This is a genomic window from Streptomyces sp. NBC_00009, assembly GCF_045040855.1.
In the GTDB taxonomy this organism is placed as follows: Bacteria; Actinomycetota; Actinomycetes; order Streptomycetales; family Streptomycetaceae; genus Streptomyces; species Streptomyces aureus.
In genome coordinates, this window is the sequence record NZ_CP108312.1 from 6569822 (window position 1) to 6584526 (window position 14705).

Genomic DNA, 14705 nt, shown 5'->3' on the forward strand with positions numbered 1-14705 from the left:
ATGGACCGCCGCATTTTCGGGCTGGAGAACGAGTACGGCGTCACATGTACGTTTAGGGGACAGCGCCGCCTGTCTCCTGACGAGGTGGCGCGGTACCTCTTCCGCCGTGTCGTGTCATGGGGCCGCAGCAGCAATGTCTTTCTGCGGAACGGCGCCCGCCTCTATCTCGATGTCGGGTCACATCCGGAATACGCAACTCCCGAATGTGACAACGTGACCGAGTTGGTCACGCACGACAAAGCGGGCGAGCGCATTCTGGAAGGCCTGCTCGTCGACGCCGAACGCCGCCTGCACGAGGAGGGAATCGCGGGCGACGTCTATCTCTTCAAGAACAACACCGACTCGGCGGGAAACTCCTACGGCTGCCACGAGAACTATCTGGTGGCCCGGCACGGGGAGTTCTCGCGACTCGCGGACATCCTCATTCCGTTCCTGGTCACACGGCAACTGCTGTGTGGCGCGGGCAAGGTGCTGCAGACTCCGCGCGGCGCCGTGTACTGCGTGAGCCAGCGTGCCGAGCACATCTGGGAGGGCGTGTCCTCCGCGACCACGCGTTCCCGCCCCATCATCAACACCCGCGACGAACCGCACGCGGACGCCGAGCGCTACCGGCGCCTGCACGTCATCGTCGGCGACTCGAACATGTCCGAGACGACGATGCTCCTCAAGGTGGGCGCCACCGACCTCGTGCTCCGCATGATCGAGGCCGGCACGGTGATGCGTGACCTCACACTGGAGAACCCGATCCGGGCCATCCGCGAGGTCAGCCACGACATCACCGGCCGGCGCAAGGTGCGTCTGGCCAGCGGCCGTGAGGCATCCGCCCTCGAGGTGCAGCGCGAGTACTACGAGAAGGCCGTGGACTTCTGCGAGCGCCGCGGGATCCGCACCGGCACCGTCGAGCAGGTCCTCGAACTGTGGGGCCGCGTTCTCGACTCGATCGAGGCCGAGGACCTCGACCGGATCGGCACCGAGATCGACTGGGTGATGAAGTACAAGCTCATCGAGCGGTACCGGGCCAAGCACAACATGACCATGTCGCATCCGCGGGTCGCGCAGATAGACCTCGCGTATCACGACATCCACCGCCGCAGGGGCCTCTACTACCTTCTGGAGAGGAAGGGACAGGCGGCCCGCATCTGCAACGACCTCAAGATCTTCGAGGGCAAGTCGGTGCCGCCGCAGACCACGCGCGCGCGGCTGCGGGGCGACTTCATCCGCAGGGCCCAGGAACAGCGCCGTGACTTCACGGTCGACTGGGTGCACCTGAAGCTGAACGACCAGGCGCAGCGGACGGTGCTGTGCAAGGACCCCTTCCGGTCGGTGGACGACCGGGTGGAGAAGCTGATCGCCGGAATGTAGGACGACCCGCCCACGTCGACCCGGGGCCCCGTACGTGATCTACGTACGGGGCTCTTTGGTGTGTGTGCGGTACCCCGGGTAAGTGACGTAAGGGCCTAGAGTGGCTGAACCGTACTCACGTAACCCGCAACCTGAGGATCACTGTGCGACGCCGACTTGCTGCTCTGCTCATCGTCCCGGCTCTGGCGCTGACCGCGACGGCGTGCGGGGGTGATGACAACAAGAAGAGCGACACGGACAAGGCGGATTCGGCGTCCTCCTCGCCCAAGGCCGAGGCGGCCGCGCCCAAGCCCGTCGACTCGGCGTCGCCCATGCCGGAGATCAGCGGCGATGTGGGCAAGCAGGCGAAGATCACCGTGCCGAAGGCCGAGCCGAGCGGCAAGTTCGTCGTGCACACGCTGTCGCAGGGTGACGGCGCCGTGGTCAAGAAGGACGACCTGGTGTCGATGAACTTCACCGGCAAGGTCTGGAAGAGCGGCAAGGACCTCGGCAGCTCCTACCAGCAGGGCGGCAGCCCGCAGCTGATCACCGCGGGCTCGAAGTCCGTCATCCCGGCGTTCGCGGACGCCCTGGTCGGTCAGAAGGAAGGCAGCCGCGTCCTCGTCGTGGCGCCGCCCGCCGCCGGCTTCGGCAGCCAGGGCAACCAGCAGGCGGGCGTCACCGGCACCGACACGCTGGTCTTCGCGATCGACGTGGGCAAGGTCACCCCGAAGATGGCGACGGGCACGCAGGCGTCCATCCCGTCGAACCTGCCGCAGATCAAGGCCGACAAGCCGGAGCCCGCGACGATCTCCGTGCCGAAGAACGACCCGCCGAAGAAGCTGGTCGACCAGGTCCTGATCCAGGGCAAGGGCACCGAGGTCAAGAGCGGCAAGACGGTCACCATGCAGTACAGCGGTGCCGCCTGGAAGATCAACGAGGGCAAGCCGAAGGCCACGCTCTTCGACTCCTCGTGGAACACCGGCCAGCCCTTCACCACGATCATCGGCCAGGGCCAGGTCATCCCGGGCTGGGACAAGGGTCTCGTCGGCAAGCACGTGGGCGACCGCGTCCTGCTGGTGATCCCGGCCGACCAGGCGTACGGGAAGCAGGCCAAGGGCGACACGCTCCCGGCCAACTCGACGCTCGTGTTCGTCGTCGACATCCTGGCCACGTCCTGACCCTGCGGGATGCAAGACTGTCCGGGTTGCCCAACCGTTTAGCAGCAGGAGCAAGAGACGTGAGCATCGAGAAGCCCGAGATCGACTTCCCCGAGGGCCAGCCGCCGGCTGACCTGGAGATCAAGGAGATCTGGGAGGGTGACGGCGCCGTCGCCAAGCCCGGCGACTACGTCAAGGTCCACTATGTGGGCGTGGCCTTCTCCACCGGCGAGGAGTTCGACGCCTCCTGGAACCGCGGCAACCCGCTGGAGTTCCAGCTCGGCGCCGGCCAGGTCATCACCGGCTGGGACAAGGGCATCCAGGGCATGAAGGTCGGCGGCCGCCGCCGGCTGACCATCCCCGCCCACCTCGCCTACGGCGAGCGTGGCGCCGGCGGCGGCGTGATCGCCCCCGGCGAGACGCTGATCTTCGTCTGCGACCTGGTCGCGGTCTGATCAGGCTTCGACCGCAAGTGGTCATCCCTGGGCCCATGCCTCCTGGCATGGGCCCTCGGCTTTTGCCACGACACCCCGGAGCGGTACGGTCGACGTTCGGATGGGGGAGAGCCAGGGGGCTCTCGAAGAGAGGACGTAGGGCGTCGATGGCCATTGCGAAGGCCGAGCGGCTGATGAATCTGGCGCTGTGTCTGCTCGGGACGGGACGCCCGCTCAGCAAGCGTGAGCTGCGCGGTTCCATCGAGGCCTACCTGGAAGCCAACTCCGACGACAGCTTCAACCGGATGTTCGAGCGGGACAAGGACGACCTGCGGGAGCTCGGCCTGGTCATCGCGACCGTGGAGAGCCTCGACGGGGAGATCGGCTATCTCGCCCGCCGCGACAGCAACCGGCTGCCGCCCGTCACCCTCGACGCCGAGGAGGCCGCCGCGCTGGGCCTCGCCGCGAAGGTCTGGCAGCAGGCCCGCCTCGCCGGCGCCGCCAGCGGAGCCCTGCAGAAGCTGCGGGCCGCAGGACTCCCCGAGGACGTCGACCCGTACGAGGCGCACTCGGCCCTCGAACCCCGTATCCCCGCGCACGAGGCATCGTTCGAGCCGCTGATGCTGGCCTGCCGCGACCGCCGCCCCGTCGTCTTCGACTACCGCAAGGCCACCGCCGCGCGGCCCGAGCAGCGGCATGTCGAGCCGTGGGCGCTCGAGTGCTGGCGCGGCCACTGGTACCTCGCCGGCTGGGACCGCGACCGCGGCGCCGAACGCGTCTTCCGGCTCTCCCGCATCACCGGCAAGGTCCGCTCCCGGGCCGGCCGCTTCACCGCCGACGTGCCCGATGTCGTGACCGTCCGCGAGACCGTCGCGAGCTGGGCCGGCGAGACCGCCGACCGCACGGCCCTCATCAGGCTGCGCACCGGCTCCGGCTATCCGCTGCGCGCCAAGGCCTCCGCCGTGCGCGACCTCGGCGACGGCTGGGACGAGCTGGAGATTCCTTACGGGCACGGGCTCGACGCCTGGCTGGTCGAGTTCGGGCCCGACGTGGTCGTGCTCGAACCCGCCGAGCTGCGGGCCGAGGTCGTCGACCGGCTGCGTGCCGTGGCCAAGGGCTGAGGGGAACGAGGACCAATGGCCACGAACGCCATCGACCAGACCCGGCGGATGCTGTCCCTCGTGACGTATCTGCGGGAGCGCCCCGGAGCGCGCGTCGAGGATGTCGCCCGCGCCTTCGGGATCACCGAGGACGAGCTGATCTCGGACCTCGACATCCTGCCGCTGTGCGGGACGAGCTTCCGTGGGGGCGACCTCCTCGACATCGACACGGACGGCGACCGCATCTGGTGGCGCAACCCGAGCGCCCTCAGCGCAGACGCGGCCGCGCCGCTGCGGCTCGCCGCCGACGAGGCGACGGCGCTGCTCGTCGCCGCGCGCGCCGTGTCCACGCTGCCCGGCCTCAGGGAGAGCGACCGGCTCGCGCTCCTTCGGGCCACCGCGAAGCTGGAGGCCGCGGCCGGCGAGGCGGCCGGGGCGAGCGCCCGGCTCTCGGTGACGTTCGAGTCCGAGGGCGGCGTCTTCGCCGACGTCGACCGGGCGATCTCGGAGCGGCGCCGACTGTGGATCCGCTACTACTCCCCGGCCCGCGACGAGCTCACCGAGCGGGAGATCGACCCCATCCGCCTGGTGAGCGTCGGCCACACCTACGTGGAGGCCTGGTGCCGGCGCTCCGAGGCGCGGCGCACCTTCCGCCTCGACCGGGTCGCCGAGATCCGGATCCTGGACGAGCCGTCCGCGCCGCCGGAGATCGAACTGCGGGACCTGTCCGAGGGGCTCGTGCAGCCCGCGGCCGAGGACCCCGAGGTCGTGGTCGAGGTCGGGCCCGGCGGACGCTGGGTCGCGGAGTACTACCCGCACGACAGCGCCGAGGAGTTGGCGGACGGCGGCCTGCGGATCACGCTGCGCACGCCGGACCCGTCGTCGCTGCGCCGGCTCGCGCTCCGGCTCGGCCGCGACGGACGCATCGTCTCGCCGCTCGGGCTCGCCGAGAGTGCGCGGCAGGCCGCCGGGGAGGCGCTGGCCGCTTACGACGGGCAGGGGTAGGGCCGTTGGCCGCGGGCGGGTCTGTGACGACCTCACGCGCGTGGCCGGGGTGAGAAGGGTGGGCGTGCCGTTGACCGCGGTGCGGCCCGGGGGAGCCAGAAGTTCGAGAAGTTCTGAAGAGTCTCCGAAAAGTCTGGGATGGTCGAAATGGGTGGATTGTCCGCAGTGGTGGGTCCGGTGCTGTTCAAGGCCGCCTGCCCCGACTGCCGTGAGCGGTTCGAACTCTCCGCGGGCGCCCTGCGCCTGGCCATCGGCGCCACCCGCCGCACCACCTTCTACTCGTTCACCTGCCCCGAGTGCGGCGCCGCCGTACGCAAGCCGGCCGGGGAGCGCATCATCGAACTCCTCACCGGCGGAGGGGTGAGCACGCTCCGCCTCCACCAGGCCGTCTAGGCTCGGCGCATGTTCTGGGCGATGCTGTCGATTGCTGTGGGGTTCGTGGGACTCGCCGTGCTCGGCGTACTCGCGGTCAAGGTCTTTGTCGAGGCGCAGCGCCTCGGGCGCCAAGTCGCCGACACCACACAGCAGATCAACCGCGCGGCGGAGGATCTGGAGCGGGCGGCGACCGGCACGGCCCGCACGAGCCGCGAGCTTCTCTGATCGCAGGTCCCGCCCAATGTGACGGGGGAGACATGCTGGTAAGCGCTTTACCCCTGTGCCCTGTCCGGTTGCGGGGACGGGCGGGTACGCTGCGAGGCGCGGCCCGTCGAGCGAGGCGCGGACCGCAACTGGGAGTACGCAGAGGGATTGCCCCCTGTTCACCCCCGCGGGATACGATCGCTGCCAGCACGGTGGTCGGACATCAGTCCGACCTGTACCGGCAGCCCCGCCCCTGCCGCCTCGGTGAGAAGGTAAACGCTTATGTTCGGAAAGATCGGCGCTCCTGAGATCATTCTGATCCTCGTCGTCATCGTCCTGCTGTTCGGTGCGAAGAAGCTTCCCGACATGGCGCGCTCGCTGGGCAAGTCGGCCCGCATCCTCAAGAGCGAGGCCAAGGCGATGAAGTCCGACGGTCAGCAGACCGCGCCCACGGACCCGCCGAAGAACGACGAGCAGACCCCGGCTCAGCGCACCATCAAGGCCGCACCCGGCGACGTGACCAACGCGCGCCCGGTCACCGAGCCGACCGACCAGGCTTCGCAGCGCTGATCCCGGGCCGCCCCGCGAAGGCGGCCTGTCGCACGAGATGAGGACGTGGGTTGCTCAAGTCTGCCCGCAAGACGGAGAAGGATCCCGAGGGGCGGATGCCGCTCGCGGAGCATCTGCGTGAGCTGCGTAATCGGCTTGTGAAGAGCCTGATCGCGGTTGTTGTCACCACGATCATCGCCGCCTTCTTCTACAAAGACATCATGCAGTTCTTCACGGACCCGATCCTTCAGGCGGTCGGCTGTGATCGCAGCTTCGCGGATCTGGCGCAGGAGTCCAGCAAGACCACGTGCGCGCGAATCGTTCAGAACGGTCTCCTGAGCCCGTTCACGCTGGCTCTGACCGTCTCGATGGCGTCCGGGGTGGCGCTCGCGTCTCCGGTCTGGCTCTACCAGTTGTGGGGTTTCATCGCGCCGGGTCTGCACCGGCACGAGAAGAAGTACTCGCTCGCCTTCGTAGGGGCGGGCTTCCCGCTGTTCATGATGGGTGCCTACTTCGCCTACTGGTCGCTGCCGAAGATGGCCAAGGTGATGCTCGATTTCTCGATCATCGGAAGCGACAACCAGCTGCCCCTGGATGACCTGCTGCAGCTCATCATGCGGATGATCCTCGTCTTCGGCCTCGCCTTCGAACTGCCCCTGTTGCTGGTGATGCTCAACTTCGGAGGCATCCTCTCGGGCAAGAAGCTGGCCGGCTGGTGGCGCGTGATGATCATGAGCATCACGCTCTTCGCGGCGATTGCCACCCCCAGCACCGACCCCATCTCCATGCTGGCACTGGCCGGGCCGATCTGGGTGCTCTACTTCGGTGCTGTAGGAATCGCGTTGGCCAATGACAGGCGCCGAGCGCGACGTGCTGCCGAGGAGCCCGCGGACGACGAGGCCTCGGACCTGGACCTCACCCCCGAGCCCGTCTCCGCCAGCCGTGCGCTGCCTGAGCAGGCGAGCTCGGACCATGACCGGGTCAACGGTTATGACGACGTGACCTGACAACGTCGCACGATCTTGTAAGGTCCGCCCGTGACCAGCGAGATCACCCTCTTCGTCAATCCCACCGCCGGACGCGGCCGGGGCGCCCATGCGGCGCAGCCGGCCGCTTTCGCGTTGCGGGCGGCCGGTTTCTCCGTACGTACGGTCGTGGGGGAGGACGCCGACGACGCGCTCACACGCGCGCGCGGCGCGGTCCACGACGGCACCGGAGCGCTCATAGCCGTCGGCGGGGACGGCATGGCCAACCTCGCGCTCCAGGCCGTCGCGGGCACCCGCACCCCGCTCGGCGTGATCGCCGTCGGGACAGGAAACGACTTCGCCCGCTCCCTCGGACTGCCCGTACGGGACCCGGCGGCGGCAGGCGCCCTCGTCGCCGACGCCCTCAAGGGATCGCGGATACGCGAGCTCGACCTGGGGCGGGCCGACGGACACTGGTTCGGCACCGTCCTGGCCTCGGGTTTCGACTCCCGGGTCAACGACCGGGGCAACCGGATGCGCTGGCCCGGCGGCCGTTTCAAGTACGACCTCGCGATCGTCGCCGAGCTCGCCGCGTTCAAGCCCGTCCCGTACCGGATCACCCTGGACGACGGCCCCGTGCTGGAGGTCGAGGCCACGCTCGTCGCCGTGGGGAACGGGACGTCGTACGGCGGTGGCATGCAGATCTGTGCGGGCGCCGACATGACGGACGGGCTCTTCGACATCACGGTCGTCGGGGGCTGCTCGCGGGCGACGCTGCTCAAGGTCTTCCCGCGTGTGTACAAGGGGACCCACCTCGACCACCCCGTGGTCACCGTCCATCGCGCGAAGAAGATCGAACTGGCCGCCGAGGGCGTCACCGGATATGCCGACGGGGAGCCGCTCGGGGCGCTGCCCCTGACCGCCGAGTGCGTGCCGCAGGCCGTGCGGATCCTGGGCCCTTGACCCCCGGAAGTGGCCGATCACAATAAAGATCGTCCGTTGTCAGTGGTGGCCGGTAGTCTCGAAAGCACGATGACAGAGGACCTCTCACCGGCCGAGCGGTACGCGGCAGCACGTAAGCGCGCTGCCGAGCAGGCCACCGCGCTCGCCGATTTCCGCGAGATGTACGACTTCGGCCTCGACCCCTTCCAGATCGAGGCGTGTCAGGCTCTCGAGACGGGCAAGGGCGTTCTGGTGGCCGCGCCCACCGGCTCCGGCAAGACGATCGTCGGCGAGTTCGCCGTCCACCTGGCCCTCCAGCAGGGCAAGAAGTGCTTCTACACGACACCCATCAAGGCGTTGTCGAACCAGAAGTACGCCGACCTCGCCAAGCGGTACGGCGCCGACAAGGTCGGCCTGCTGACCGGCGACAACAGCGTGAACGCGGACGCTCCGGTGGTCGTCATGACCACCGAGGTCCTGCGGAACATGCTGTACGCGGGCTCGCAGACCCTCCTCGGCCTCGGCTACGTGGTCATGGACGAGGTGCACTACCTCTCCGACCGCTTCCGAGGCGCCGTCTGGGAAGAGGTGATCATCCACCTCCCGGAGTCCGTCACCCTGGTCTCCCTCTCGGCGACCGTGTCGAACGCGGAGGAGTTCGGCGACTGGCTCGACACCGTGCGCGGCGACACCGAAGTGATCGTCTCCGAGCACCGGCCCGTACCCCTTTTCCAGCACGTGCTCGCCGGGCGCCGGATGTACGACCTCTTCGAGGAGGGCGAGGGCCGAAAGAAGGCCGTCAACCCGGACCTGACGCGGATGGCCCGCATGGAGGCCAGCCGCTCGTACAACCCGCGCGACCGCCGCAAGGGCAAGATGGTGCGCGAGGCGGACCGCGAGCGCGAGCGCAGACAGCGCTCCCGGATCTGGACGCCCGGCCGCCCCGAGGTCATCGAGCGCCTCGACAGCGAGGGGCTGCTGCCCGCGATCACGTTCATCTTCAGCCGCGCCGCCTGCGAGGCCGCCGTACAGCAGTGCCTGTACGCGGGCCTGCGGCTCAACAACGACGAGGCCCGCGCCCGCGTCCGCGAGATCGTCGAGGAGCGCACGGCCGCGATCCCCGACGAGGACCTGCACGTCCTCGGCTACTTCGAGTGGCTCGAAGGCCTGGAGCGCGGCATCGCCGCCCACCACGCGGGCATGCTGCCGACGTTCAAGGAGGTCGTCGAGGAGCTGTTCGTACGCGGTCTCGTGAAGGCCGTCTTCGCGACGGAGACCCTGGCGCTCGGCATCAACATGCCGGCCAGGTCCGTCGTGCTGGAGAAGCTCGTCAAGTGGAACGGCGAGCAGCACGCCGACATCACGCCCGGCGAGTACACCCAGCTCACCGGCCGGGCCGGCCGGCGCGGCATCGACGTCGAGGGCCACGCGGTCGTCCTGTGGCAGCGCGGCTTCAGCCCCGAGCACCTGGCGGGACTCGCGGGCACGCGCACGTACCCGCTGCGCTCCAGCTTCAAGCCGTCGTACAACATGGCGGTGAATCTGGTCGAGCAGTTCGGCCGGCACCGCTCGCGCGAGCTGCTCGAGACGTCCTTCGCGCAGTTCCAGGCCGACAAGTCGGTCGTCGGAATCTCCCGTCAGGTCCAGCGCAACGAGGAGGGCCTGGACGGCTACAAGGCCTCCATGACCTGCCACTTGGGGGACTTCGAGGAGTACGCGCGGCTGCGCCGCGAGCTCAAGGACCGTGAGACGGACCTCGCCAAGCAGGGCGCGGCCCAGCGGCGCGCCGCGGCGGCCGCCGCCCTGGAGAAGCTCAAGCCGGGCGACGTCATCCACGTCCCCTCCGGCAAGTTCGCCGGGCTCGCGCTCGTCCTCGACCCCGGCATCCCGGCCGGCCGGTCGAACGGACACCGTGGCTTCGAGCAGCACGACGGCCCGCGCCCGCTGGTCCTGACCGCCGAACGCCAGGTCAAGCGGCTCGCGTCGATCGACTTCCCGGTGCCCGTCGAGGCGCTGGAGCGGATGCGGATCCCCAAGTCGTTCAACGCGCGCTCGCCCCAGTCGCGGCGGGACCTCGCGTCCGCGCTGCGCACCAAGGCCGGCCACATCGTGCCCGACCGGCACCGCAAGAACCGTGCGGCGGCGGCCGACGACCGTGAGATCACGCGGCTGCGCGCCGAGCTGCGCGCCCACCCCTGTCACGGCTGCGACGAGCGCGAGGACCACGCCCGCTGGGCCGAGCGCTACTACCGGCTGCGGCGCGACACGCAGCAGCTGGAGCGCCGCATCGAGGGCCGGACGAACACGATCGCCCGCACCTTCGACCGCATCGTGGCCCTGCTGACCGAGATGGACTATCTGCGCGGCGACGAGGTCACGCAGAATGGCAAGCGCCTGGCGCGCCTCTACGGCGAGCTCGATCTGCTCGCCAGCGAGTGCCTGCGCGACGGGGTCTGGGAAGGCCTCAGCCCGGCCGAACTGGCCGCGTGCGTATCGGCGTTGGTGTTCGAGGCCCGCGCCGCCGACGACGCGCTCGCGCCCAAGCTGCCGTCCGGCAAGGCCAAGGCGGCGCTCGGCGAGATGGTCCGCATCTGGGGCCGGCTCGACGCCCTGGAGGAAGAGTTCAAGATCAGCCAGACCGAGGGCGTCGGCCAGCGCGAGCCCGATCTGGGCTTCGCCTGGGCCGCGCACCAGTGGGCGTCCGGCAAGGGCCTCGACGAGGTGCTGCGCGAGGCGGACATGCCCGCCGGTGACTTCGTGCGCTGGTGCAAGCAGGTCATCGACGTGCTGGGCCAGATCGCGGCCGCGGCGCCGTCCGTCTCCGGCGAGGGGGACGGGGCCACGGTCGCCAAGAACGCCCGCAAGGCGGTGGACGCGTTGCGGCGCGGTGTGGTGGCGTACTCGTCCGTCGGCTAGGGCGCGGCCGGTGGTGACCGGTCGCGCCGTTCCCCGCGCCCCTGACGGGCGCGGGGGCACCGGCCGTACGCGATTCCATGCCGCCCATGCCGCCCATGCCGCCCATGCCGTCCGTGCCGCCCGCGCCGAACGCACAGACATCTACGGGCAGTTGCTGCCGCCGTCTTCCAGGGCGTGGGCTCGCCAAGGGTGAACTCTCCCCGCGTGCCGATCTGTTCTTCGGGCTGACCGAAGGCGTCATTCTCGTGCACTGCCGCGATCCCGAACGTTCCGTACCGGTCGCCGCCCCGGTCCTCGCCGCGACGACCGCGGACGCGGCCCCGCGCATCGCGGGCCCCTGACCTCACACACGTCACGCGCCGAGGGCCCAACAGCCCTTCCGTGACGGGGATTTCGCACAGGCGGATGTGATCACTCCATGTGTGCGAGCCGCCGCTGAGCGTGTAAATGGAGCCGAGTGTATTCCTCCCGTCCGGCCATTTCAGGTGCTTGCGGAATATGACACGGCGGTGATCCCGCGGGACTAAGCTCGCCCGCAGCGCACCGAGTTGGCACATATTCGTGCGTTTGTTCCCAATCTTGCAGATGGTTCGAGTTCATCCCCCCACGCGCACGTCAGTACGTCCCCCGTAACCACACATTTCCCCGATCCGACCGTTCAGAGGGCATACATGGTGAGTGTTCAATCGCCTCCCGGTGGCCGAGAAATCCCCTACACACGCGTGCTGTTGCTGCCCGCCGTGGCCATGGCCGCGGCGACCGGAGCCGCCGTCGCGGTGGTGGCGCAGCCCGCGCGGCTCGCCGTCGCCCTGTGCGGTGGCCTCGCCACGCTCCTGCTGATCCTGGTGGCCGCCGAGGCGGTACGCCGCGGCCGCACGATCAAGTGGGAGCGCGCCCAGTCCGCCCGCCACGTTGCGCACCTGGAACGCAGCCTCGCCGCCCGTGACGACGAGGCCCAGTGGATGGCCAGGTATCTGCTGCCCGAGTCCCTGTACCGGCTGCGCTCCGGCGACACGGCCTCGGAAGCCGTCAAGGTCGTCGTCGAGAGCGACCCCGCGCACTCCCAACTCCCATACGCCCAGCGCAGGTTGATGGCCGAGGTGCTCGACCTCATCGACCGCGAGGAGAACATGCGCGACGCCGCGCAGCGCGCCTTCGTCTCCATCGCGCGCCGCGTCCAGTCCATCGTGCACAAGCAGAACGCCGAACTGCGCGAGATGGAGGAGGACCACGGCCGCAACCCCGAGGTCTTCGACGACCTCCTGCGCATCGACCACGGCACCGCGCTGATCGGCCGGCTCGCCGACTCCATCACCGTCCTCGGCGGCGCCCGCCCCGGCCGCCAGTGGCCCCGGCCGGTGCCGCTCTACAGCGTGCTGCGCGGCGCCATGTCGCGCATCCTCGAATACCCCCGCATCGAGCTGCACTCGATCGCCAAGGTCGCCATCCGGGGCATCTCCGTCGAGCCGCTCATCCACGCGCTCGCCGAACTCATGGACAACGCGACGCGCTACTCGCCGCCGCAGACCAAGGTGCACGTCACCGCGGTCGAGGTGCAGACCGGCATCGCCATCGAGATCGAGGACGGCGGCGTCAGCCTCAGCGAGGAGGCCCGCGGCCGCGCCGAGGAGATGCTCGCCCGCGCCAAGGCCGGTATCGACCTCAACGACCTCGGCGAGAACCCCCGCCTCGGCATGGCCGTCGTCGGCCGGCTCTCGCAGATGTACGACATGCAGATCGCGCTGCGCCAGTCCGCGTACGGCGGCGTCCGCGCCGTCCTCATCGTGCCGCGGATCATGATCACGACCGACCCCGCGCCCGGCCTCGCGCACGGCATCGGCGCCTCCGGTGTGCCTCGCGTCAACAACGACGGCGAGCCCATCGTGGAGGAGCCCCGCAAGAAGAAGCTGCGCCGCCCCACCACGGGACCCCGCCCCTCCGCGCCGCTGATGGCCGCCATGGAGGACGACGTCCCCGTCGTCACCGAGTGGCGCGCCAACGGACTGCCGCAGCGCCGCAGGAAGGTCGACACGAAGGTCATCGACCAGCAGATCATCGTGACGCCCAGGGCGCCCGAGAACGGCAGCGGGGCGGCGCCCCGCGCGGACCAGCCCCCGCAGTGGACGCCCATCCCGGTGCCGGCCTCCGAGGCCGAACCCGAGAAGCCGGACCAGCCCGAACCGGGCCTGTGGGTCGAGGCGTTCATGAACGGGCTCAAGGGTGACGGGCAGGGCGACGCGTCGGGCGAGCCCACCGGAACCAATCAGCAGGTCGACGAGGGAGACCGTCAGTGATCCAGCAAAGGGCAAACTTCGACTGGATGCTCAAGGAGCTCGCCGACGGCGTGCCCCAGACCCGGCAGGTCGTGGTGCTCTCCGCGGACGGCCTGCGCATCGCCCGCTACGGCGGCGACCCCGACGCCGCCGACCGCATCGCCGCCGCCTGCGCCGGACTCCAGAGCCTGGCCACCGCGGTGGCCAGCGAGATCCCGGACAGCGACGGCCGGATGAGCATGGTCATCATCGAGGTCAGCGGAGGGTTCTTCTACCTCATGGCCGCGGGCAAGGGCGCGTACCTCGCGGTCCTCGCCGACGCCCACGTGGACGCCGGACTCATCAGCAACCGCATGCGCGACCTCGTCGTACGCATCGGCGCACACCTCACCAGTCCGCCCCGGCGCAACGGGCAGACCGTATGACACATCCCCCGCAACCCTCCCGGGCGGAGCCGCCGCAGCGCGAACGCCGCGGGCCGGACGGCAAGGGCGCCAACCCCGAACGCCTGTACACCATCACGGGCGGCGGCGAGGGGGCCGAGCGCGCGCCGCTCGACCTGGTCACCCTGATCATCGCACGCGCCGACCCCCCGCCCGCGGCGCCGCCCGAACAGGCAGCCCTGTTACGGCTGTGCAAGTCACCCCTGTCCACGGCCGAGATCTCGGCCTACCTCAGTCTGCCGTTCAGCGTGGTCACCGTGCTGCTCGGCGAACTCCTCGCGGCCGAACTGGTTCAGGCGCGCGCCCCCGTCATCCGCGGCGCCGTCGCCGACCGTTCCCTCCTCGAAGCGGTGATGCATGGACTTCAAAAGCTCTGACACGCTCCGGGACGGACCCCGTATTCCGGGGCCCCGGAGCGAGGACCACCTGCCCGACACGGTCTCGGCCGCCGTGAAGGTCGTCATCGTCGGCGGATTCGGCGTGGGCAAGACCACGATGGTGGGATCCGTCAGCGAGATCAGGCCGCTCACCACCGAAGAGACCATGACCCAGGCGGGCATCGGAGTCGACGACAACTACGGCTCCGAGACGAAGACCGCCACCACGGTCGCCATGGACTTCGGACGCATCAGCATCACGGACGAGCTGGTGCTCTACCTCTTCGGCACCCCGGGCCAGGAGCGCTTCTGGTTCCTGTGGAACGGCCTGTTCGAGGGCGCGCTCGGCGCCGTCGTGCTCATCGACACCCGCCGCCTCGAAGTCAGCTTCGACGTGATCGGGCGTCTGGAGGAGCGCGGCGTGCCGTTCGTCATCGCCAACAACGCCTTCCCCGACGGCCCGCGCTACCCCGCCGACGAACTGCGCCAGGCCCTCGACCTCGACCCGGACGTCCCGATCCTCGAGTGCGACGCCCGGCGCCGCGCCTCCAGCCGGGACGTCCTGATGACGCTGATGCGCTATCTGCACGAACTGGCGCTCGCCCGCGTCTGACCCGGCCG

Annotated in this window: 16 protein-coding genes; all 16 read left to right on the top strand. The window is 69.7% G+C overall.

The annotated features are described in order from the left end of the window. The 16 genes from pafA (at position 1) to OHA58_RS29755 (ending at position 14697) form a co-directional block, all read left to right on the top strand. A complete protein-coding gene (pafA, locus tag OHA58_RS29680) occupies positions 1 to 1362 on the top strand; it encodes a Pup--protein ligase (RefSeq protein WP_030606492.1) in 1362 nt (453 codons plus the stop codon). A gap of 143 nt (positions 1363 to 1505) precedes the next feature. Then, entirely contained in the window at positions 1506 to 2522 is a 1017-nt protein-coding gene (locus tag OHA58_RS29685) for an FKBP-type peptidyl-prolyl cis-trans isomerase (protein ID WP_405482591.1), read from the top strand. Between the two features lie 59 nt (positions 2523 to 2581). Next, a complete protein-coding gene (locus tag OHA58_RS29690) occupies positions 2582 to 2956 on the top strand; it encodes an FKBP-type peptidyl-prolyl cis-trans isomerase (protein ID WP_356272513.1) in 375 nt (124 codons plus the stop codon). 146 nt (positions 2957 to 3102) lie between these two features. Then, positions 3103 to 4056 carry a YafY family protein gene (locus OHA58_RS29695; protein WP_266668610.1) on the top strand — a complete coding sequence of 318 codons (954 nt, stop codon included), beginning with the start codon at positions 3103 to 3105 and terminating at the stop codon, positions 4054 to 4056. 15 nt (positions 4057 to 4071) lie between these two features. Next, on the top strand, positions 4072 to 5040 hold the full coding sequence (locus OHA58_RS29700) for a YafY family protein (RefSeq protein WP_266566289.1): 969 nt from the start codon (positions 4072 to 4074) through the stop codon (positions 5038 to 5040). Positions 5041 to 5187: 147 nt separating this feature from the next. After that, on the top strand, positions 5188 to 5433 hold the full coding sequence (locus tag OHA58_RS29705) for a hypothetical protein (protein WP_405482593.1): 246 nt from the start codon (positions 5188 to 5190) through the stop codon (positions 5431 to 5433). Positions 5434 to 5442: 9 nt separating this feature from the next. Continuing rightward, positions 5443 to 5640, top strand: a complete 198-nt coding sequence (locus tag OHA58_RS29710; RefSeq protein WP_405482594.1) for a hypothetical protein — start codon at positions 5443 to 5445, stop codon at positions 5638 to 5640. A gap of 261 nt (positions 5641 to 5901) precedes the next feature. Continuing rightward, a complete protein-coding gene (gene tatA, locus OHA58_RS29715; RefSeq protein WP_405482595.1) occupies positions 5902 to 6189 on the top strand; it encodes a Sec-independent protein translocase subunit TatA in 288 nt (95 codons plus the stop codon). A gap of 50 nt (positions 6190 to 6239) precedes the next feature. Further along, positions 6240 to 7175 (top strand): twin-arginine translocase subunit TatC, encoded by a 936-nt coding sequence (tatC, locus tag OHA58_RS29720; protein WP_405482596.1) that lies wholly within the window; start codon positions 6240 to 6242, stop codon positions 7173 to 7175. Between the two features lie 30 nt (positions 7176 to 7205). Then, positions 7206 to 8096: a diacylglycerol kinase gene (locus OHA58_RS29725; RefSeq protein WP_405482598.1), complete on the top strand. Its 891-nt coding sequence runs from the start codon at positions 7206 to 7208 to the stop codon at positions 8094 to 8096. A 69-nt stretch (positions 8097 to 8165) separates the two neighbouring features. Then, positions 8166 to 10991 carry a DEAD/DEAH box helicase gene (locus OHA58_RS29730; protein ID WP_405482600.1) on the top strand — a complete coding sequence of 942 codons (2826 nt, stop codon included), beginning with the start codon at positions 8166 to 8168 and terminating at the stop codon, positions 10989 to 10991. Positions 10992 to 11077: 86 nt separating this feature from the next. Continuing rightward, entirely contained in the window at positions 11078 to 11332 is a 255-nt protein-coding gene (locus tag OHA58_RS29735; protein ID WP_405482602.1) for a hypothetical protein, read from the top strand. Between the two features lie 330 nt (positions 11333 to 11662). Beyond that, positions 11663 to 13285: a sensor histidine kinase gene (locus OHA58_RS29740; protein ID WP_405482604.1), complete on the top strand. Its 1623-nt coding sequence runs from the start codon at positions 11663 to 11665 to the stop codon at positions 13283 to 13285. After that, entirely contained in the window at positions 13282 to 13689 is a 408-nt protein-coding gene (locus OHA58_RS29745) for a roadblock/LC7 domain-containing protein (RefSeq protein WP_100597102.1), read from the top strand. The genes OHA58_RS29740 and OHA58_RS29745 overlap by 4 nt, the downstream gene beginning before the upstream one ends. Further along, positions 13686 to 14084, top strand: a complete 399-nt coding sequence (locus OHA58_RS29750; RefSeq protein WP_405482605.1) for a DUF742 domain-containing protein — start codon at positions 13686 to 13688, stop codon at positions 14082 to 14084. The genes OHA58_RS29745 and OHA58_RS29750 overlap by 4 nt, the downstream gene beginning before the upstream one ends. Continuing rightward, positions 14065 to 14697, top strand: a complete 633-nt coding sequence (locus OHA58_RS29755; protein ID WP_356272487.1) for an ATP/GTP-binding protein — start codon at positions 14065 to 14067, stop codon at positions 14695 to 14697. The genes OHA58_RS29750 and OHA58_RS29755 overlap by 20 nt, the downstream gene beginning before the upstream one ends. Positions 14698 to 14705 lie beyond the last annotated feature (8 nt).